The organism is Nesterenkonia sp. HG001 (assembly GCF_034438835.1).
GTDB lineage: Bacteria > Actinomycetota > Actinomycetes > Actinomycetales > Micrococcaceae > Nesterenkonia > Nesterenkonia xinjiangensis.
Genome location: NZ_JAOSZD010000007.1, coordinates 28,604 through 49,154, shown reverse-complemented (window position 1 = coordinate 49,154; position 20,551 = coordinate 28,604). Strand labels below are relative to the sequence as shown.

General features: G+C 68.7%; 19 protein-coding genes. 7 read left to right on the top strand and 12 right to left on the bottom strand.

All coding sequences use genetic code 11. The features are described 5' to 3' along the window. Positions 1-25 precede the first annotated feature (25 nt). Positions 26-631, top strand: a complete 606-nt coding sequence (locus ODE13_RS12425; protein ID WP_322479569.1) for a TetR/AcrR family transcriptional regulator — start codon at positions 26-28, stop codon at positions 629-631. 45 nt (positions 632-676) lie between these two features. Here ODE13_RS12425 and ODE13_RS12420 read toward each other — a convergent pair whose 3' ends face one another. Continuing rightward, positions 677-3,415, bottom strand: coding sequence for a GNAT family N-acetyltransferase (locus tag ODE13_RS12420; RefSeq protein ID WP_322479568.1), 2,739 nt, complete (start codon positions 3,413-3,415; stop codon positions 677-679). Between the two features lie 92 nt (positions 3,416-3,507). Between ODE13_RS12420 and ODE13_RS12415 the strand changes: the two genes are divergently transcribed. From ODE13_RS12415 to ODE13_RS12405, 3 genes are all read left to right on the top strand, one after another. Continuing rightward, positions 3,508-6,111, top strand: coding sequence for a DNA topoisomerase IV subunit A (locus ODE13_RS12415; RefSeq protein ID WP_322479567.1), 2,604 nt, complete (start codon positions 3,508-3,510; stop codon positions 6,109-6,111). Between the two features lie 178 nt (positions 6,112-6,289). Next, positions 6,290-6,634: a BlaI/MecI/CopY family transcriptional regulator gene (locus ODE13_RS12410; RefSeq protein ID WP_322479566.1), complete on the top strand. Its 345-nt coding sequence runs from the start codon at positions 6,290-6,292 to the stop codon at positions 6,632-6,634. A gap of 45 nt (positions 6,635-6,679) precedes the next feature. Next, complete coding sequence (locus ODE13_RS12405; RefSeq protein WP_322479565.1) at positions 6,680-7,711, top strand: M56 family metallopeptidase; 1,032 nt, start codon at positions 6,680-6,682, stop codon at positions 7,709-7,711. Positions 7,712-7,738: 27 nt separating this feature from the next. On the opposite strand, the gene ODE13_RS12400 is transcribed toward ODE13_RS12405, so the two are convergent. The 3 genes from ODE13_RS12400 to ODE13_RS12390 are packed head-to-tail and all read right to left on the bottom strand — an operon-like array spanning position 7,739 to position 9,358. Beyond that, positions 7,739-8,650, bottom strand: a complete 912-nt coding sequence (locus tag ODE13_RS12400; RefSeq protein WP_322479564.1) for an SURF1 family protein — start codon at positions 8,648-8,650, stop codon at positions 7,739-7,741. Beyond that, a complete protein-coding gene (locus ODE13_RS12395; protein ID WP_322479563.1) occupies positions 8,647-8,946 on the bottom strand; it encodes an acetone carboxylase in 300 nt (99 codons plus the stop codon). Before ODE13_RS12395 ends, ODE13_RS12400 begins: the two co-directional genes overlap by 4 nt. After that, positions 8,933-9,358, bottom strand: a complete 426-nt coding sequence (locus ODE13_RS12390) for a DUF3099 domain-containing protein (RefSeq protein ID WP_322479562.1) — start codon at positions 9,356-9,358, stop codon at positions 8,933-8,935. The genes ODE13_RS12395 and ODE13_RS12390 overlap by 14 nt, the downstream gene beginning before the upstream one ends. A 113-nt stretch (positions 9,359-9,471) precedes the next feature. Between ODE13_RS12390 and fabG the strand changes: the two genes are divergently transcribed. Next, the gene (gene fabG / locus ODE13_RS12385; RefSeq protein WP_322479561.1) at positions 9,472-10,179 is read left to right on the top strand and encodes a 3-oxoacyl-ACP reductase FabG; all 708 of its coding nucleotides are present in this window, start codon (positions 9,472-9,474) and stop codon (positions 10,177-10,179) included. 49 nt (positions 10,180-10,228) lie between these two features. Then, positions 10,229-10,993 carry an SDR family oxidoreductase gene (locus ODE13_RS12380; RefSeq protein ID WP_322479560.1) on the top strand — a complete coding sequence of 255 codons (765 nt, stop codon included), beginning with the start codon at positions 10,229-10,231 and terminating at the stop codon, positions 10,991-10,993. A 64-nt stretch (positions 10,994-11,057) separates the two neighbouring features. Here ODE13_RS12380 and ODE13_RS12375 read toward each other — a convergent pair whose 3' ends face one another. Next, the gene (locus ODE13_RS12375) at positions 11,058-12,656 is read right to left on the bottom strand and encodes an ATP-binding cassette domain-containing protein (RefSeq protein ID WP_179542841.1); all 1,599 of its coding nucleotides are present in this window, start codon (positions 12,654-12,656) and stop codon (positions 11,058-11,060) included. Between the two features lie 58 nt (positions 12,657-12,714). On the opposite strand from ODE13_RS12375, the gene ODE13_RS12370 reads away from it, so the two are divergent. Beyond that, complete coding sequence (locus ODE13_RS12370) at positions 12,715-13,509, top strand: ABC transporter ATP-binding protein (RefSeq protein WP_322479559.1); 795 nt, start codon at positions 12,715-12,717, stop codon at positions 13,507-13,509. A 33-nt stretch (positions 13,510-13,542) separates the two neighbouring features. Here ODE13_RS12370 and ODE13_RS12365 read toward each other — a convergent pair whose 3' ends face one another. The 7 genes from ODE13_RS12365 to ODE13_RS12335 all read right to left on the bottom strand — a co-directional run bounded on the left by ODE13_RS12365 (position 13,543) and on the right by ODE13_RS12335 (position 20,443). After that, a complete protein-coding gene (locus tag ODE13_RS12365; protein ID WP_179542842.1) occupies positions 13,543-13,875 on the bottom strand; it encodes a metal-sulfur cluster assembly factor in 333 nt (110 codons plus the stop codon). Positions 13,876-13,984: 109 nt separating this feature from the next. Next, positions 13,985-14,479: a Fe-S cluster assembly sulfur transfer protein SufU gene (gene sufU / locus ODE13_RS12360; RefSeq protein WP_322479558.1), complete on the bottom strand. Its 495-nt coding sequence runs from the start codon at positions 14,477-14,479 to the stop codon at positions 13,985-13,987. Then, positions 14,472-15,833, bottom strand: a complete 1,362-nt coding sequence (locus ODE13_RS12355) for a SufS family cysteine desulfurase (protein WP_322479557.1) — start codon at positions 15,831-15,833, stop codon at positions 14,472-14,474. The genes sufU and ODE13_RS12355 overlap by 8 nt, the downstream gene beginning before the upstream one ends. A 28-nt stretch (positions 15,834-15,861) precedes the next feature. Next, on the bottom strand, positions 15,862-16,620 hold the full coding sequence (sufC, locus tag ODE13_RS12350; RefSeq protein ID WP_322479556.1) for a Fe-S cluster assembly ATPase SufC: 759 nt from the start codon (positions 16,618-16,620) through the stop codon (positions 15,862-15,864). A 92-nt stretch (positions 16,621-16,712) separates the two neighbouring features. Further along, on the bottom strand, positions 16,713-18,002 hold the full coding sequence (sufD, locus tag ODE13_RS12345) for a Fe-S cluster assembly protein SufD (RefSeq protein ID WP_322479555.1): 1,290 nt from the start codon (positions 18,000-18,002) through the stop codon (positions 16,713-16,715). A gap of 123 nt (positions 18,003-18,125) precedes the next feature. Next, positions 18,126-19,583, bottom strand: a complete 1,458-nt coding sequence (gene sufB, locus ODE13_RS12340) for a Fe-S cluster assembly protein SufB (RefSeq protein ID WP_179542846.1) — start codon at positions 19,581-19,583, stop codon at positions 18,126-18,128. Then, complete coding sequence (locus ODE13_RS12335) at positions 19,580-20,443, bottom strand: helix-turn-helix transcriptional regulator (RefSeq protein ID WP_322479554.1); 864 nt, start codon at positions 20,441-20,443, stop codon at positions 19,580-19,582. The genes sufB and ODE13_RS12335 overlap by 4 nt, the downstream gene beginning before the upstream one ends. Positions 20,444-20,551 lie beyond the last annotated feature (108 nt).

The window sequence follows — 20,551 nt, the reverse complement described above, 5'->3', positions numbered from 1 at the left end:
CATGAAGGTCCGGTAGGCTTGTGGCATGAGCGATCAGGACACCGCGGCTCCCGCCGAGCCCAGCAGCACCGCCGCCCGGACGCGCCAGGCGATCCTGCTGGCCGCCGTGGAGGTTCTCTCCGTCAATCCCGGCGCCGCACTCGGCGAGGTGGCCACCCAGGCCGGAGTCTCGCGCAGCACCTTGCACCGGCACTTCGCCGATCGCGCCGCACTGCGTCAGGGCGTGGACTCGCTGGCGGAGGACCAGTGGAAGCTGGCCGTCCACAACGCCCGCCTGGCGGACGGCACCGGTCTTGAGGCCTTTCGCCGCCTGTGCGGTGAGCTCATCAGCCGGATCGACACGCTGGCCTGGTGGATGGCCTGTGAGAGCGCGGGTTCTGAGGGCGAGGGTTCCGAAGGCGAGGAGTGGTCACAGGAGGACGCACTGATCGCGGAGGCGCTGACACGCGGTCAGCAGGACGGCAGCGTGGATCCGGCACTCAGTGTGGAATGGGTCAGCAACCTCACCTGGGCCACGCTCTATGCGATCCGTTTCGTCCCCGCCCAAGGCGGGCTGAGCCCATTCGAGGCCCGTCAGCAGGGTCTGCGGACTCTCCTGAAGGCGGTGGCGGCCGATCCCGCCGCTCCCTGAGCCGGGCGCTCCCCGGCCCTGCCCCCCCCCACGATTCGTCCCTGCTCACCAGCGGCTGATCGCCCGGCGCGCCGAATCGGTGCGCTGCTCCGGGTTCGCGATGTCGACGGCGGCGTGAAGGATCCGCACGCCCTCCTGGGCCGCGAGCAGCGGAGCCAGCTCCAAGGAGGCCACCTGGGGGTGATTGTCCTTGAGCAGGGCCACCCGCTGCACGACCTCCTCGACGGCGGCGATGTCGACCACGGGCAGCCCGCGGTGCCCCAACAGTTTCCGCGCGGCGCGGGGCCCACGGACCAGCTGGCGGATGTCCTGGTCGGTCAGCGGCGGCACCGCATGGGCCCAGTCGTCGAGCAGGTCCACGGCATCGCCGGAGATGCCAAAGGACACCACTGGGCCCATGAGCGGGTCCTCGATGGCGCGGACCATGCAGCCCTGACCGATGGGGGCCATCGTTTGGATTTCCAGACCGGGGGCACCGTAGTGGGCCAGCTGGTGCCGCATCTCTGCCACAGTGCGCCGCAGCATCGTCGCGTCGCTGATGTTGAGCCGCACCCCGCCGAGGTCCAGGCGGTGGCGCAGGTGACTGCTCGTGGCCTTCACCGCCACGGGCCACCCGAGCCGCTCGGCGGCCTCAACCGCCTCATCCTCGGTGTCGAAGGGGGCCGACTCCATGGCCTCGAGCCCGTAGACCTCCAGCAGCTGGTCCGTCCTTCCTGGATCCAGCCTGCACAGATCAGCGCCGTCAACGGACTCCCCCAACCAGCGTTCCAGCAGCTCGTCACCGGCCCGCTGAGCCTGAGTGCCCTCCAGGTCAGGCGGGACCCGGTACTCTCCGATGCCCTGCCGGCGCCAGCGCTGGTAGGTGACGATCTTCCCGAGTGCGGCCATCGATCGTGCCGGGGAGGAGAACACCGGCACGCCCTGCTGCAGGGATCCGGTCGCCAGCACCGGCGCGGCGGCGGCCACATGGTTCAGCGGCACATCGGGCTCCAGGATCCCGATGAGGGACACGACGACCGGCTTCGGATGCTGCTGGGCGGTCTCCAGGATGGTGCGGGAGTGGTCATGGTGCTCCCCGGTGATGCTCGGCTGCAGACAGACGGCGACGGCGTCGACCTCCTCAGCGCCGAGCATCGTGTCGAGGGCCTCGGCCAGGGCGGCGGCGGCTTCCCTCTGGGTCCCCTCGAGATCCAGGCTTCCGTCGAGGTGCGCCGCCTCCAGCCCGTGGGCCTCCGCCGCGTCGGCGAGGACCCGGCTCATTGACGGGGAGTTGGACAGGGTCCCCACTCGTCCACCGGCAGGCAGCGGCTGGGTGGCGAGGACCTGCAGCACGTCCATCAGGGAGTCGTGGTTGCCACAGCGGATCACCCCGGAGTTCTCCAGCATGGCGTCCAGCGCGCCCTGCGGTGCACTGGTGGTGCGGACGTCGTGCCCAGGGGGCAGACGGCGGCCCGTCACGTCGGAGGTCGCCACCACCACCGGCTTGGTCAGGGAGAGCCGACGGGCGATGCGGGAGAACTTCCGCGGGTTCCCGAAGCTCTCCAGGGAGATGCCGACCGCCCGGGTGGCCTCATCGTCCTCCAGACGCTGCATCGCGTCATTGCCGGAGAGGTCGGCGCGATTGCCTGCGGAGATCACAGCGGAGAGCCCTATCTGCCGACGATGCGCGGCCGCGTAGAGGGAGACTCCGATGGAGGCTGACTGGCTGAAGAGCCCCACTCCCCCGCGCAGCGGCATCTGGGGGGACAACGACGCGTTGAGCGCCACGTCGGGGGCGGTGTTGATCAGACCCACCGAGGCCGGGCCGATGACGCGCATCCCCCACTGACGGGCGAGACGCACCAGCTCACGCTGATCCAGCCCCAGTCCTTCGGTCCGGTCGAGCCCGGAGGTGACCACGAGCAGTCCCTTGACCCCGTGGCGGCCGCAGTCGATGACGACCTCGGCCAGACGCTCGGGCGGCACGGCGACCACCGCCAGGTCGACGTCCTGCTTGATATGGGCCAGCGAGGCGTAGGCCTCGGTGCCCCCGACCTCGAAGGCCTCGGGATTCACGGAGTGCACGCCCCCGGTGAACCGGCCCTCCACGAGGTTCTGCAGCAGGTGGTACCCCACCGAGCCGTATTCGCGGGAGGCTCCGATCACCGCCACCTGCTTCGGAGCGAGCAGCTCGGCGACGCTGCGCGACTCCGCCCGATGCTCCCGGGCTTCCATGACCGCACGGGATCGTTCGGTGGGATCGATGGAGAACTCCAGCAGCACGACACCGTCCTCGAACCGACGCTGGACCTCATAGCCGGCTTCGGAGAAGACGGTGAGCATCTTGCGGTTCTGCGGCAGCACCTCGGCGGAGAACCGCCTCAGCCCTCGCTCGCGGCCCGCGGCGGCCAGGTGCTCCAGCAGGATGGATCCGAGTCCTCGGCCCTGATGGGCGTCGGAGATGTTGAACGAGACCTCGGCCTCGGCCGAGCCGTCGATCCGGTCGTAGCCGCCGAGCCCGATGATCTCCTGCTCGCCGGAGGGGCTCGCCAGCAGGACCACCATGGCCACCCGGTCCACATGGTCCACCTGGGTGAACCGTCGGAGCTCCTTCGGGGTGAGCGTGGACTTGTAGGTGAAGTAGCGCAGATAGATGGAGGACTCGGACTGCGCGGCGTGCATGCGCTGGAGCCGCTCGGCGTCGTCGGTGCTGATCGGGCGCAGGTGGGCGGCCGCACCGTCGCGCAGCACGACATCAGCCTCCCAGTGGGCCGGATATCCGCGGGATTCAGCTGGCTCACCCATAGGATCAAGAGTACGAGAAGATCTCAGGGACTGACACCGACAGCATCTGCTGAGACCACCAGACCGATCGACGAAGGACACCTCCAGCCCCCATGGCCCGCCGTTCGACTTCCCGCTCCCCGCGCTCCGGCTCCGAGCAGCCCCCGGTGACACCGGAGGATCAGATCGTCGACATCGACGTCTCGGCGGAGATGGAGACCTCGTTTCTGGAGTATGCCTATTCGGTGATCTACTCCCGCGCCCTGCCGGACGCCCGGGACGGCCTGAAGCCGGTGCAGCGGCGGATCCTGTACATGATGTCCCAGATGGGCCTGCGTCCTGAGAAGGGGCATGTGAAGTCGGCGCGGGTGGTCGGCGAGGTGATGGGGAAGCTGCACCCGCACGGCGACGCGGCGATCTATGACGCGCTGGTGCGCATGGCGCAGTCCTTCTCGCTGCGCCTGCCCCTGGTGGACGGGCATGGCAACTTCGGCTCGCTCGACGACGGACCGGCCGCTCCGCGCTACACGGAGGCGCGCATGACGGCGGCGTCGGTGTCGATGACGACCGACCTCGACGAAGACGTCGTCGACTTCGAACCGAACTACGACAATCAGCTCACCCAGCCGTCAGTGCTGCCCAGCGCCTTCCCGAACCTGCTGGTCAACGGCGCCTCCGGCATCGCGGTGGGCATGGCCACCAACATGGCTCCGCACAATCTGGGCGAGGTGGTCGCCGGAGCCCGGCACCTGATCAAGTGCCCCGAGGCCACGCTCGAGGACCTGATGGTCCACATCCCCGGGCCGGACCTGCCTTCTGGCGGACGGATCGTGGGGCTGGACGGCATCCGTGACGCCTACCGGACCGGCCGCGGATCGTTCAAGACCCGAGCCACGGTCTCCATCGAGCAGGTCTCCGCACGGAAGACCGGGATCGTGGTCACCGAGCTGCCGTACATGGTCGGCCCGGAGAAGGTCATCGAGAAGATCAAGGACGCGGTGCAGTCGAAGAAGCTGGCCGGCATCTCCGACGTCCTCGACCTCACGGACCGCAAGCACGGGCTCCGGATGATCATCGAGCTCAAAGCCGGGTTCAACCCCCAGGCGGTCCTGGCCCAGCTCTACAAGCTCACTCCGCTGGAGGACTCCTTCGGGATCAACAATGTCGCTCTGGTGGAGGGTCAGCCGCGGACGCTCGGGCTCGTGGAGATGCTGCAGGTCTACGTGGGCCACCGGATCTCCGTGGTGCGTCGCCGCACCGCCTACCGGCTGAGGAAGCGCCAGGACCGGCTGCACCTGGTCGAGGGGCTGCTGATCGCGATCCTCGACATCGACGAGGTCATCCAGATCATCCGCGCGGCTGAGGACACCGCCACCGCGCGGGAGCGGCTGATGACGATCTTCGACCTGACCCACCTTCAGGCCGAGCACATCCTGGAGCTGCGGCTTCGTCAGCTGACCCGCTACTCCGCGCTGGAGCTGGAGCAGGAGAAGCAGCGCCTGGAGGAGGAGATCTCCGAGCTGCAGGCCATCCTGGACTCGGAGCAGCGGCTTCGTGAGGTGGTCTCCGACGAGCTGGAGCAGGTCGCTCTGGCCCATGGGGATGACCGGCGCACCCAGCTGGTCGAGTCGGAGACGCTGGCGGCCCCGGCACCGGCGAAGGCCGCCTCCTCCGACGAGACCGCCTCTGCCCTGCAGATCGCCGACACCCCGTGCTGGGCGCTGCTGTCCACCTCGGGTCAGCTGGCCCGGACCACGGACCGTTCCGGGCTGGTCCACCCGACCCGGCGCGGCCGGCACGACGCCCTGATCTCGATGGTGCCGGTCTCCGCACGTGGAGAGATCGGCGCGGTCACCTCGCTGGGCAGGATGATCCGCGTCCCGGTGGTGGACATGCCTGCTGTGGAGGTCGCCGCCGGGAAAGTGAACCTGAATCACGGGGCCAAGGTCAAGGACTTCCTCTCCCTGGAGCGCAAGGAGGAGCTGGTGTCTTTCGTCCCACTGGACGCTGTGATCGCCCTGGGCACCGGCGCAGGCCGCGTGAAGCGGGTCAATCCGGACTACCCGCTCAACCGTGATGAGTGGGAGGTCATCTCACTGAAGGGCCGCGACCGCGTGATCGGAGCGCAGGTGGCCGCCGAGGAGCGCGACCAACTGGTCTTCGTCACCGCCGGCGCCCAGCTGCTGCGCTTCGACGCCGCACTGGTGCGCCCGCAGGGGCGCACGGCCGCCGGCATGGCCGGGATCAAGATCGCCGACGCCGACGAGGCCATCAGCTTCACCGTGGTGCCGGCCGCCGGGCTCGGCGACGCGCAGGGTGGCACGGCCGAGGAGCTTGCCGGCTGGACGCCGGTGGTGGTCACAGTCGCCGCAGGTGACGAGCCGCTGGAGGGCTTCGAAGCCGGCAGTGTGAAGGTGACCGAGTTCTCCGAGTTCCCGGCCAAGGGCCGCTCCACCGCCGGGGTGCGCGCTCACCGGTTCCTCCGTGGGGAGGACCGGCTGCGGCTGGCCTGGGCAGGAATGGGCCCCGCTCTGGGTGCGGCCAGGAACGGCTCCGCCCGCGTGCTTCCCGCGGAGATGGCCCGCCGCGACGGGTCAGGAGTCCCGCTGGACCAGACCGTGGAGGCGGTGGCCTCGAGTCCGGAGGCGCTCACCCGCGTGGCCGGGGCACGGATCGCCGCAGCTGGGGAGGCCGACGGTGCGGGCGACGAGACCTGATCCTCAAGGCTCGACGTACCCGGCAGATGTGTCTCAGGATATGACACAGGCCTACTACAGGTTGTAGAAATCAGCTGCCCACCAGGAGTATTGTGGAGAAGCACCACGGATTCCGGGACCTGCCCGCAGGCCCGGGCACGTCCACGACAGTCCACCCATCGGCAAGGAGATCCACCGCATGGCCACCCTCGGCGACCTTGAGCGTTCCGTCATGAGCCTGCTCTGGGACAGCAACGAGTCCCTGAGCGCCAATGACGTGCGTGATCGTCTGGACGAGGACCTGGCGGTCACCACCGTGCTGACTGTCCTCTCCCGCCTCGAGAAGAAGAGCCTGGTCACCCGGGAGCGCTCCAGCCGGCCCCACCGCTACTCCGCCGCCGCGAGCCGTGAGGAGCACACCGTGGAGATGCTGAAAGAGGTCCTGGGCACCGCCTCTGACCGAGAAGCCGTCCTGGCCCGATTCATCGGCGGGGTCTCGGACTCCGAGGCCGCCGCCCTCCGGCGCATCCTGAAGTCTTCCTGACCACCGTTCGCCGACCCTGAGCCGACGGGCCCATAGACTGACATCGTGACCTCGTTGGCCCTCTTCCTCGCCGTCCTGGCGTTCCTGCTGGCCGTGCCGATCCCACGGATGCTCAGCCGCGCCAGATTCCGCGCGCGCTCCCCCTGGACCGCCATGCTGCTGTGGCAGGCGATCGCGCTGGCCGGAGGGCTCGCCCTGATCGGAGCGCCGCTGGTCTACGGGCTCAGCCCGTTCGGGGAATCCCTCCATGAGGCCGCCGCGGAGGTGCTGCGCCTGTTGTTCGCGGCAGATTTCAGCGCGTTGGAGGATCTGCATGTCCTCCCCCTCCATGTCTTCGCGCTGTGCCTGGGGGTCATGCTCGGCGCGCATCTGCTGCTCACCCTGCTTCGCACCTACATCCGCGTGCTGGGATCTCGGCGCAGGCATCGGGACCTGGTCAGACTGCTGTCCACCCCCTTCGACAGCAGCACACCGGCCCAGGCCGGGCCGTCGATGTCCGGAGCCGCCCTGGACGAGGCCCACGTCATCGACCACGATGCCCCGCTGGCCTACTGCCTACCCGGGCGCACGAACGCTACCTCGGTGACGGTGCTCTCCCGCGGCCTGCTGGAGCAGCTCTCCCGCGCGGAACTCGCTGCCGTAGTGGCCCATGAACGCACCCACCTGCAGCAACGCCATCACCTGCTGACCATGGCCTTCGACGCCTGGTACCGCGCACTGCCCTGGCTGCCGACGACCCGCTACGGGCGGGAAGCGGTGCTGGAGCTCACCGAGATGCTCGCCGATGATGGCGCCCTGCAGGAGCACTCCCGTGAAGATCTCCTGCGCTCTCTGGCGCTGAGCACCCCCGACGCCGCGTCCACTGAGGCTGCGGCCGCTCCTGAAGGAGCAGCTGCCCCGCCGGTGGACGCGGCCCGCGGAGCGACGGCGGGCGCCAGCGGCGCGGTGATCACCACCGCACGGCTCCGGCGGCTGCTGATCCCACCCCCGGCGCTCCCGCGTGCCGCTCAGATCGTCGTCGTGGCCACGGCCGCAGCTCTGCTCACCGTTCCGACGGCCCTGCTGCTGATCCTCTGATCCGGCGTGGGGCAGGCCCCAGCGGCTTCAGCGAGAGCCGAGACGTTCCTCGACCCAGGCGTCCTCGACGTCCTCGTCACTGGCCCTGCCGGCGCGCAGGCGGCGGATCCGACGCGCCTCGCGCAGGCGATCCTGTTTCGAGACTCCCGCCGAGGCCACGCCGGCGGCGCGCTCCCGGCCTCCCTCCTCCTCGGCGATGAGGTCCAGATCTCGGTTCCTGGCCGTCAGCCTCGCCGCGTATCCCCAGCCGATGAACCCCAGCAGCCCGAAGGCGTACCACTGCATGGAGTAGGACAGATGCGGGCCCTCGTCGAGCTGAGGCCTCGCCAGCGGGCGAGGCTGCTCGGCAGGAGCCGGATCCTCCTCGGCCATGAGCCCGTAGGCCCCGGTGACGATCTCCCGGCCCAGCTGCTCCTCATAGTCGACCAGGTCCAGGGAGGCCAACTGCCCCTCGGGGGCCCCTCGATCGATGTCCGGCTCCGCAGGTTTGAGCCGCACGGTCAGCTCGACCTCTCCGCGCGGCGGCTCCGGCATATAGGCCGGCAGGGACGCGTCGGTGCTGTCCGTGGGGAGCCAGCCGCGGCTGATCACGACGACGTCGCTGCCGTCGATCTGGAACGGCATCACCTGTTCATAGCCCACGGCCCCACTGTGGCCGCGGTTGCGGACCAGCCGAACATCGTCGGCCAGGTACTGCCCGCGCATCGTGGTGACAGTCCATTCATCGTCGGCGTGGGGTTGGTGGAACGTCTCCCGCACCTCCGCATACGGGGCCGGCTCCTCGTCGTAGTTGGACACGACACGGTTGATGTCCTCCATAGCCTGCTCACGGCGGTCGAGCTGCCACTGGCCGAGGAAGACGCACGCCACGGCGAAACCCACACAGACGGCCAGCCAGCCCAACCAAGTGGGGTTGAGTAGGAAGCGGTAGCGAGTCATCCGGAGCCCTCCTGGGCGTGACCTGGACCGCGCCCTCCGGAGCGGCCGTCTGCAGGATGGGAGGGCAGCGGTTCGGTGCTGCGCCAGAAGAGCCGCTGCGCGAGGAAGTTCTCCAGCCACGGGCGATGCTCATCACAGGCGAGCCAGATCTTTCGGCGATCGGGCGCATGAATCTTCGGGTTGTTCCACAGGATCTGCCAGCACGCCTCGGAGCGGCAGCCTCTGCGGGAGCACTGGGGGGTCTCCGGACCGGCGTCCTGGCCGTCCGGTCCGCCCAGCGAGCTAAGGACGTCCATCGTCTCCATCATCTCGCACGACTTCACCTTCGATGATCTGCACCGGCCCGTGATCGTCGCCCTCCGGCCCGGGGTCACCGGCGGCGTCGTCGGCGTCGGCCTCGCTCTCCGAAGACGGGACGCTGCCCAGCTGCGCGGTGCCGGAGGGCAGCTGCGGCGTCTCGGGCACCCCTTCGGCGTCACGGGAGCGGAAGTAGCGGTCGGTGCCGGCATTGGCCACGGTGACCGCGACGTAGGGCAGCACCACGGCCAGTGCGAGGAACACCCAGGTCATCCAGTTCTGCACGACCACGGCCAGCACGAAACACACAGCGCGGATGCCCATGGAGACGGCGTAGCGCACCATGCGGCCGTGCTGCTCCTCGCTGTGGCGCTGGGGAGCGTCCGTGATGGAGTGGACCTGTTCGTTCACCGCTCCATTGTAGTGCTCCGACCTGGAAGCACACCGGCGATGTGACGAGACGGTCACCGGGTCGCTGACATAGGCTGGTGGGCAGTTCTGACCATCGTGACGAGTGGAGACCCATGAGCGGACGCAGCGTACTGATCACCGGCGGGAACCGAGGCATCGGCCGCGCCATCGCCGAGAAGTTCATCGCGGATGGAGACAAGGTGGCGGTGACCACCCGCAACGGTGACGCCCCGGAGGGCGCGCTGGGCGTGGCCGCCGACGTGACCGATGCCGCCTCGATCGATGAGGCCTTCACCACGGTGGAGAAGGAGCACGGCCCGGTGGAGGTGCTCGTCGCCAACGCCGGCATCACCCGGGATACGCTGCTGCTGCGCATGTCCGAGGACGACTTCACCGACGTCGTCGACACCAACCTCACCGGCGCCTTCCGCGTGCTCAAGCGGGCCTCCAAGGGCATGCTGAAGATGCGCAGGGGCCGCGTGGTGCTGATCTCCTCGGTGGTGGGCCTCTATGGCTCCCCGGGCCAGATCAACTACTCCTCGTCCAAGGCGGGCTTGGTGGGCATGGCCCGTTCGCTGACCCGCGAGCTCGGAGGACGAGGGATCACCGCCAACGTGGTGGCGCCCGGCTTCGTCCGGTCGGACATGACCGACGCGCTGGACGAGGACACCCAGAAGAAGTACCTGGCGAACATCCCGGCGGGCCGCTTCGCCGAGACCGACGAGGTCGCACAGGTGGTCCGCTGGCTCTCCTCCGACGAGGCCGCCTACATCTCCGGCGCCGTCATCCCCGTCGACGGCGGCCTGGGAATGGGCCACTGAGTCCTTCGCCCCCCCCTCCGACATCCAGCACAGAAGGAAGTTCACAGACATGACTGACACCCAGGACCTCGCCGGGACCGGCGCCGTCATCACCGGGTCCTCCCGCGGCATCGGTGCCGCCACCGCCCAGCTGATCGCCGCTCGGGGCGCCGGCGTCGTGGTCAACTATCGCCAGAAGGCCCCGCGCGCCCAGAAGGTCGTCAAGGGCATCGAGGAGGCGGGCGGCCGCGCCGTCGCCGTCGGCGCCGACCTCACCGAGGCCGCCGGGGCCCAGGCTCTGGTCGACGCCGCGGTCTCCACCTTCGGCTCCCTGGACCTGCTCATCCTCAACGCCTCCGGCGGCATGGAGGCCGGCCGGGGCGAGGACTATGCGCTGACGCTCAACCGCGACGCCCAGGTGCAGATGCTGCGCACCGCCATGGCGGTGATGCCGCGCGGCTCTCAGGTCGTCTTCGTCACCAGCCACCAGGCGCACTTCATCAATGAGACCGCGACCATGGACGCCTACGAACCGGTGGCACGCTCCAAGCGTGCCGGTGAGGACGCGCTGATCGCCATGATTCCGGAGCTGGAGGAGAAGGGCATCACTCTGACCGTCGTCTCCGGCGACATGATCGAGGGGACCATCACCGCCACGCTGCTCGAACGCGCCGAGCCCGGGGCCATCGACGCCCGCCGCGAAGCCGCAGGCCGGCTCTACTCGGTGGAGGAGTTCGCCGTCGAGATCGCCTCCCAGGTGAATCGAGAGGGCCTGGCGCAGGGGCATGTGGAGCTCGTCGGCGGCGCCCAGGACTTCCTGGAGAGGCAGGGCTGAGCCCACGCGCTCAGGCCCATGCGCCCGGGCCCCAGGGCCTGGGCGCGCCGAGGCTCAGGCCACCTCAGGCGAGGCTGACGAGGTCCTGATAGTCCGCGGTGTAGAGGTCCTCCACGCCGTCGGGCAGCAGCACCACCCGTTCGGGAGCCAGGGCCTCCACCGCGCCCTCATCGTGGGTGACCAGCACGACGGCGCCCTCATAGGTGCGCAGCGCGGCCAGGATCTCCTCGCGGGAGGCCGGGTCGAGGTTGTTGGTGGGCTCGTCGAGCAGCAGCACGTTGGCGCTCGAGGCGACCAATGTGGCCAGGGCGAGGCGCGTCTTCTCCCCGCCCGAGAGCACCTCCGCCGGCTTGTGGACGTCGTCGCCGGTGAACAGGAAGGAGCCCAGGATCCGTCGCTGCTCGGTGTCAGCGAGCTCCGGGGCCGCAGTCTTCATGTTCGCCAGCACGGTGCGCTCGGTGTCCAGGGTGTCGTGCTCCTGGGCGTAGTACCCCAGCTTGAGCCCGTGTCCGGGGATGACCGCCCCGGAGTCCGGCTGAGCGACTCCGGCGAGCATGCGCAGCAGAGTGGTCTTGCCGGCACCGTTGTAGCCGAGGATCACCACGCGGGACCCGCGGTCGATGGCCAGGTCCACGCCGGTGAAGATCTCCAGGGAGCCGTATGACTTCGAGAGACCCTCGGCGAATAGTGGAGTTTTGCCGCAGGAAGCAGGCCGCGGGAAGCGGATGTTGGCGACCCGGTCAGCCTGCCGCTCGCCCTCGACGCCGGCCATCATGCGGTCGGCGCGCTTGAGCATGTTCTGGGCGGCCACGGCCTTCGAGGCCTTGGCCCGCATCTTCTCGGCCTGGGACCGCAGGGCTGTCGCCTTCTTGTCCGCGTTGGCGAACTCCCGCTTGCGCCGTGCCTCGTCCTGCTCCCGCTGGGTGAGGTAGTTCCTCCACCCCATGTTGTAGACGTCGACCACGCAGCGGTTGGCGTCCAGGTAGAGGACCTTGTTGACGGTGCGCTCCATGAGCTCCACATCGTGAGAGATCACGATGAACCCGCCGGAGAAGTGCTGCAGGTAGTCACGCAGCCAGACGATGGAGTCCTGGTCCAGGTGGTTGGTGGGCTCGTCGAGCAGCAGGGTGTCCGCGTCCGAAAACAGGATGCGCGCCAGCTCCACACGGCGGCGCTGACCTCCGGAGAGGGTCTTCAGCGGCTGGGTGAGGATGCGCTCGGGAAGGTCGAGGTTCGCGCAGATCGTGGCGGCCTCGGACTCGGCGGCATAGCCTCCGGCGGCCACGAACCGGGCCTCCAGCGAGGAGTAGCGCTTCATGGCCCGGGCCTGGACGGTCTCGTCGGAGGAGCTCATCTGTTCTTCGGCGGTGCGCATCCGAGTGATGACGTCGTCGAGTCCGCGGGCGGAGAGGATGCGTTCCCGGGCCAGCTGCTCCATGTTCTCCACCCGGGGGTCCTGCGGCAGGTAGCCCACGGAGCCGCTGCGCTCGACGTGGCCGTCCGCGGGCTCCGCCTGGCCGGCCAGCACCTTGGTCATAGTGGTCTTGCCTGCACCGTTGCGCCCCACCAGGCCGATCTTGTCCCCGGAGTCGATGCGGAAGGACACCTCGTCCATGAGCAGACGGGCGCCGGCTCGGAGCTCGAGGTTCGATACGCTGATCACAGTTGACAGGCCTTCCTGAGGTAGACAGAGACCACCGCAGAGCGGAGCAGCAGTCGATATGGCAGAGATGTTCGATGGCACGGGACCCCGGCACCCTGGACAGTCTAACGAGACTGTCCAGTCGAGCCCCGGGGCGGGGACGACGACGGCGGGCCAGCCCGCCGCCGGGCTGGTGACGCAGATCTCAGAGGTCCAGGTGGAGGTGGACTCCCCTGACGGCACACGACGGACGATCCTCCACGAGCTGAGCCTCACGCTGGAAGAACATGTGGTGGCGGTGGTCGGCGCCAACGGCTCCGGGAAGTCCACGTTGCTGCGGCTGGTGGCAGGGCTGGTCGCGCCCTCCGCCGGGGAGATCCGCTTCTTCCCCACCGTGCCGCGCTCCGGGTTCATCTTCGCGAACCCGCAGGCGCAGATCATCATGCCGGTGGTCGGCGAGGACATCGAGTTCTCACTGCGCGGCACGATCAAGGGTCGGGCCGAGCGCAGCCGCAGGATGCGCGAGATCCTCGAGTCCCTGGAGCTGGGCCACCGGGAGGAGGCCAGCGTCTACGAGCTCTCCTCCGGAGAGCGGCAGAAGGTCGCGCTGGCCGGTGTGCTGGCCACCGAGCCCGAGCTGGTGATCGCCGACGAGCCCACCACCCTGCTCGACCTCCGCAACGCCGTCGAGTTCCGACGGCGCCTGCTGGGGCTCGAGGTCCCGCTGCTGCTGGCCACCCATGACCTGGAGTTCGCCGCGCAGGCGGACCGGGTCCTGGTCTTCGATCACGGCAGGCTCGTCGACGACGATGAGCCCGCGGCAGCGATCCCTCGCTACCGCAGGCTCGCCCTGCAGACTCCCGAAGGAGCCTGAGGGTCACCAGCCCGCCGGATCAGGCGGGCAGCCTCAGATGTTGAAGCCGAGGGCGCGCATCTGCTCACGGCCGTCCTCGGTGATCTTCTCCGGGCCCCACGGCGGCATCCACACCCAGTTCAGCCGCCATTCGTCCACCATGGTGCCGACGTGCTGGCCGACCTGGTCCTCGAGGACGTCGGTCAGCGGGCAGGCCGCGGTGGTCAGCGTCATGTCGATCACCAGGGCGCCGTCCTGCGCATAGTTCAGGCCATAGAGCAGGCCCAGGTCGACGATGTTGATGCCCAGCTCGGGGTCGATGACCTCCTTGAGGGCCTCTTCGATGTCTTCGAGCGGGGTCCGCTCGGTGGTCGGGGTCTCACTCATGCTCTGGTCTCCTTCCTGGATGGCGTAACGCCTCGGCGTCACCGTGTATGCCCGGCCCGTGCGGCCGGCTGCTGTGGGGCGCGGCCCGAGGGCCGGCCACGGACCAGGGTCAGGTCCGCCCTCGGGAGGCCTGGGCCTGCAGCAGCGCGTCGTGCAGGGCCATCCACCCCAGCAGCGCGCACTTGATGCGTGCAGGATACTTGGCGACCCCGACGAACGCCGAGGCGTCCTCGAGGCTCTCCTGCCGCTGCTCGTCCTCCAACGGCCGCCCGCGCCCTCGCATCAGGTCGCGAAAGGTCTCTCCCAGCGCCTCGGCCTCGGTGAGGTCGACGCCGTCGACGAGGTCGTGCATCACTGACAGGGAGGCCTGGGAGATGGAGCATCCCTGACCCTCCCAGCCCAGGTCGACGATCCGCAGGGCGGCGTCACCGCCCTTGGTGCTGCCGTGCTCCTCCACCCGCACCCGCAGCCGGGCCTCGTCACCGCAGGTGGGATTGATCTGGAAGGACTCCCCGTCGAAGATCTCGAGCTGGCCCTGCCCATGGCGCTCCCGGGAATGATCCAGGATCACCTGCTGATAGAGCTGCTCCATCGCATCAGCCATGGACACCTCCCGCGGGAGTCGAGCCGAGGCCGAAGAAGGGCCGGACCCGGCCCAGCGCGTCGATGAAGGACTCGATCTCCGCCGCTGTGGTGTGGATCCCCGCCGACGCGCGGGCGGAGGCATGCACCCCCAGCCGACGATGCACCGGCTGAGCACAGTGGTGACCCACCCGCACGGCGATGCCGGCGTCGTCGAGCACCTGTCCGACGTCGTGCGGGTGCACGCCGTCCACGGCGAAGGAGACCACGGCGAGGCGGTCCACCGCGTCCTGCGGGCCGAGCACACGTACGCCGGGCACCGACTCGATGCCGGAGAGCAGCATCTCGGTGAGCTCGGCCTCATGGGCGGCGAAGACGTCCATGCCGACCTTCTGGAGATAGTCGACCGCGGCGTGGACGCCTGCCGTCTGGGCGACCATCTGGGTGCCGGCCTCGAAGCGGTTCGGCGGGGGCATGAAGGTGGTCGTCTCCATGGTCACCACCTCCACCATCGACCCGCCGGTGATGACCGGAGGCATGGCGGCCAGCAGGTCGCGGCGCCCATGGAGCACGCCGATGCCGGTGGGGCCCAGCATCTTGTGCCCGGAGAACGCGGCGAAGTCCACGTCGAGCGCCCGCAGGTCCAGGGGCAGATGTGCCGCGGACTGGCAGGCGTCCAGCACGACGATCGCACCGGATCGACGAGCCAGGGAGACCACCTCGGCGACCGGGCTGATCGCCCCGGTGACGTTGGAGGCATGGGTGAGCGCGACGATCCTGGTGCGCTCGGTGATCACTGAGAAGGTCTCCGGGTCCAGCCGCCCGTCATCGGTCAGGCCGATCCAGCGCAGCGTGGCCCCGGTGCGGGCGGCCAGCTGCTGCCAGGGCACCAGGTTCGCGTGGTGCTCAGCCTCGGTCACGATGATCTCATCTCCGGGGGCCAGCGCGAACAGTTCCGCGGAATCAGGCTCGCCGCGGCCCAGACGCGCATCGAGGGTGGCGTGGAGGAAGGCATGGGAGACCAGATTCAGCGCTTCTGTCGCGTTCTTGGTCCAGACGACCTCGTCCTCGGCCACGCCCACGAAGCCGGCGACCGCGGCACGGGCCGCCTCGTAGACCTCCGTGGCCTCCTCGGCGATCTGGTGGGCACCGCGATGCACGGCGGCGTTGGTGTGCTCGTAGAAGTGACGCTCGGCGTCAAGCACCGCGCGCGGCTTCTGCGAAGTGGCCGCCGTGTCCAGATAGACCAGCGGCCGCCCCTCCCGCACAGTGCGCTCCAGCAGCGGGAAGTCCGCGCGCAGCGCCGCCAGCTCCGCCGCGCTCAGGGAGCGGGCGGAGCCGGTGGACGCGGCGGGCTGCGGCTGAGCAGCAGTCATCGGATCAGAGCCTCTCGAGATGGGCGTCTCAGGCGGTGGCGGCCAGGAAGCGGTCGTAGCCGTTGGCCTCGAGCTCGTCGGCAAGCTCGGGACCGCCGTGCTCGGCCACCCGCCCGTCGATGAACACGTGCACGTGGTCGGGCTTGATGTAGTTCAGAATGCGCGTGTAGTGGGTGATGAGCATGGTGCCCATGTCGTTGTTCTGCTGGGCACGGTTCACGCCTTCGGAGACCACGCGCAGCGCGTCGATGTCCAGGCCGGAATCGGTCTCGTCAAGTACGGCGAACTTCGGCTTGAAGAGCTCCAGCTGCAGGATCTCGACGCGCTTCTTCTCACCCCCGGAGAAGCCCTCGTTGACGTTCCGGCTGGCGAAGTCGGCGTCGATCTTCAGCAGCTCCATCGCATCACGGACCTCCTTGGTCCAGGTGCGGAGCTTCGGCGCCTCGCCGTCCAGGGCGGTCTTGGCGGTGCGCAGGAAGTTGGTCATGGTCACCCCGGGGACCTCGACCGGGTACTGCATGGCCAGGAAGAGGCCCGCCTGGGCGCGCTCGTCGACGCCCATCTCCAGGACGTCCTCACCGTCGAAGGTGATGGAGCCGGAGGTCACCTCGTAGCGAGGGTGGCCTGCGATGGTCGCGGCCAGAGTCGACTTGCCGGAGCCGTTGGGGCCCATGATGGCGTGGATCTCGCCGGAGTTGATGGTCAGGGAGACGCCCTTGAGGATCTCCTTGCTGCCCTGCTCGGTCTCGATGGAGACGTGGAGGTCCTTGATCTCGAGAGAAGACATGTCGTGTCCGTTGTCCTTTGCTGTGTCTTGAAGCGTCAGTGTGAAGCGATGGGGCGGGCCCGCATCATCGGCGTGCGGTGACCGATCGGTGCTCAGAAGCCGGCGATCTCCAGCTCGTTCTCCAGGTCGTCCTGCAGCGAGTCCTCGATGCTGGCCACACCGATCTTCTGGATGATCTCGTTGAGGAAGCCCCGGACCACCAGCTGGCGAGCCTCCTTCTCCGGGATGCCGCGGGCCATCAGGTAGAACAGGTGGTTCTCGTCGAAGCGCCCGGTCGAGGAGGCGTGTCCGGCACCATCGATGAGCCCGGTCTCGATCTCCAGGTTGGGCACCGAGTCCGCGCGGGCGCCGTCGGTGAGCACCAGGTTCTGGTTCTTCTCGTAGGAGTCCGTGCCCTCGGCGGCCTTGCGGATCAGCACGTCGCCGACCCAGACCGTCCGGGCGGACTCTCCCTGCAGCGCACCCTTGTAGAGCACGTTGGAGGTGTTGCGCGGCGCATTGTGGTCCACGAAGGTGCGGTGCTCGATGTGCTGGCCGGAGTCGGCGAAGTACAGGCCGTACATCTCGGCCTCGGCTCCCTCAGCGGCGTAGCGGAAGTTGGTGTTGAGCCGGATCACCGACCCGCCGAGCGAGATCGCGACGTGCTTGTAGGTGGCGTCGCGGCCGACCTCCGCGTCGTGCTGGCCGACGTGGACGGCGTCGTCGTCCCAGCGCTGCAGCGAGATCACCTTGACGTGGGCGCCGTCCCCGACGACGACCTCCACGTTGCCGTTGAAGTCGGCGCTGCCCCGGTGCTCGAGCACGAAGACGGCGGTGGCGTGGGTCCCGGCCTCCAGCACGATGTGGCTGTTGGCACGACGTCCCGCCCCCCGGCCGGTGACGTCCACCCGGATCGGCTCGGCGACCTCGACGTCGGCGGGGACCTCCACGTGGAGGGCCTCGGCGACGTTCTTGGTGGCCAGGACGGCGGCACGGTCGGCCGGCTGCAGCACGCTGTTGCGCGGCGCAGCACCCTGGGCCAGAGAGGAGACGACGACGGCGTCGGAGGCGGTGACCTGGTAGTCGACGGCCTCCGCGTCGCCCGGCGTGTCGGTGAGCACGCCGGCGAGCTTCTTCAGCGGGGTGAAGCGCCATTCCTCTTCGCGGCCGTTCGGCTCCGGGAAGCCCGCCGCGTCGAAGCCGACGTGACGGTTGGCGCGAGATCCGATGCCCGAGGTGAGCTTCTTGGTCTCGCCGAGGCCGCCGTGGGTGTGCTCGGCGGCCTGGTTGGTCTGGGCGGCGAGGTTCTCGCCCTCCTCCGTCATGCCGGGGATGGAGATGCGGCGTTCGCCGACCTCCACTCCGGAGACCTTCTCCGCCTGGTCAGCGGGGGTGTTCGTCATCTGTTCCTCGTCCCTTGTCTGTCGTGGAGATGTCGGTGAAGTCTGTTCCCACGGACACCCGCTCAGGGCAGCCCCTGAGCGGGTGTCCGTGGGCACCGCGTCGCGGTGTGAGGCGGGCGGTGATCAGCCCACAGAGCCTTCCATCTGCAGCTCGATGAGGCGGTTGAGCTCGAGGGCGTACTCCATCGGCAGCTCACGGGCGATCGGCTCGATGAAGCCTCGCACGATCATCGCCATGGCCTCGTCCTCGGCCAGCCCGCGAGCCATCAGGTAGAACAGCTGGTCCTCGGAGACCTTGGAGACCGTCGCCTCATGGCCGAGGGTGACGTCGTCCTCGCGGATGTCGATGTACGGGTACGTGTCGGTCTTGGAGATCGTGTCCACCAACAGCGCGTCGCAGACCACGGAGTTCGCCGAGTGCTCGGCGCCCTCGTTGATCTGGATCAGGCCACGGTAGGAGGCGCGGCCGCCGTTGCGGGCCACCGACTTCGAGACGATGGAGCTCGAGGTGTGGGGGGCCATGTGGACCATCTTGGAACCGGTGTCCTGGTGCTGGCCTTCGCCGGCGAAGGCCAGGGAGAGGGTCTCACCCTTGGCGTGCTCACCGGTGAGGTAGACCGCCGGGTACTTCATGGTGACCTTGGAGCCGATGTTGCCGTCGATCCACTCCATGGTCCCGCCGGCATCGACCACGGCACGCTTGGTGACCAGGTTGTACACGTTGTTGGACCAGTTCTGGATGGTCGTGTAACGGACTCGGGCGTTCTTCTTGACCACGATCTCCACCACGGCCGAATGCAGCGAGTCGGTGTCGTAGATCGGCGCGGTGCAGCCTTCGATGTAGTGGACGTAGGAGTCCTCGTCGGCGATGATCAGCGTCCGCTCGAACTGGCCCATGTTCTCGGTGTTGATGCGGAAGTAGGCCTGGAGCGGGATCTCCACCTTCACGCCCTTGGGCACGTAGACGAAGGAGCCGCCGGACCACACGGCCGTGTTCAGCGCGGCGAACTTGTTGTCGCCGACGGGGATCACGGAGCCGAAGTACTCCTCGAAGAACTCCGGGTGCTCCTTCAGAGCGGTGTCGGTGTCCATGAAGATGACGCCCTGGGCCTCCAGATCCTCGCGGATCTGGTGGTAGACGACCTCTGACTCGTACTGGGCGGCGACGCCGGCGACAAGGCGCCCACGCTCCGCCTCGGGGATCCCGAGCCGCTCGTAGGTGTTGCGGATGTCCTCGGGCAGGTCCTCCCAGGTACGGGCCTGCTTCTCGGTGGAGCGGACGAAGTACTTGATGTTGTCGAAGTCGATCCCCGAGAGGTCCGCTCCCCACATCGGCTGCGGCTTGCGCTGGAAGTACTTCAGGCCCTTCTTGCGCAGCTTGAGGATCCACTCCGGCTCGGACTTCTTGGAGGAGATGTCCTCGACGACGCTCACATCGAGGCCGCGCTTGGCGTTGGCCCCTGCGGTGTCGGAGTCGGACCAGCCGTACTCGTAGGCGCCGATCCCGTTCAGCTCCGGATTCTTCTCAAGGATCTCGGAGATGACACCCGGGTCCTCGGTGCGCTGGATCTGCTCGGTCATGACAACCTCTCTTGTTGACGGGGGGAGATGACGATTCTCTTGCGCCCACCGCCGGACAGGCGGGGGCCTGCGGAGGCGGGGCGTGACGTGGGGTCCTGCGGGTCCTCCGACGCGACGCGCCGGGCCCGCTGCTCGGCGGCGAGCCGCTCGCGACCGACCGGGACATGTGTCGTGCAGACATGAGCCCCGGAGGCCTGGGTGGAGAGACGCCGGACATCGACCTCGAGAAGTCGAGAGATCATCTCGGTCTCTTCCTCACAGAACACCGGATGGGCCTCTGCTATTTCCCGGACGGGGCAGTGGCCCTGACAGAGCTGGGTGGACTGCATGGCCATCAGGGGGTTGTCGCGGCCCACCTTGCGGGTGAATCCGGCGAAGCCGTCGGCGTTGAAGAGCTCGGCGAGCTTCTCGGTGCGCTCGTCGAGGTCCTCCACTCCGGCGAGCTGCTCCCGGTAGCGCTCTTCATGGTCAGCGAAGTATGCCGCGGCCAGCGCGCGGGGCGCCTCCTCGCCCACCGAGTCCCCGAGCACGTCGAGAGCACGGCGGGTCAGCGAGAGATAATCGTCACCGAGGGCCTCCTGGCCGCGCTGTGAGATGACATATCGACGGGAGGGACGGCCGGCGCCCTTGCGGCGCGAGGTGACGTTCTTGATCTCCACGATGCCCTGCTCGGCCATGGCGTCGAGGTGACGGCGCACAGCCGCCGCCGTCAGGTCGAGCCGCCGACCCAGGGCCGCGGCACTGATGGGACCCTCCTCGACGACGAGCTGCAGCACCCGCTCGCGGGTGGTGCCGTCGCCGTCCCGACCGGCGTCGGAGGACGCCAGCTCGGGTTCTTCGGAGTTCCGGCTCGAATACATGAGTCTATTGTGACTTATTCAGATCTGGCGTGCCAGTAAGGCGACCCTGTGTTGACCGCGGTCGACCCCACAGCGTGACCCCTGCTCCGTCATCTGGCACGGAGGACC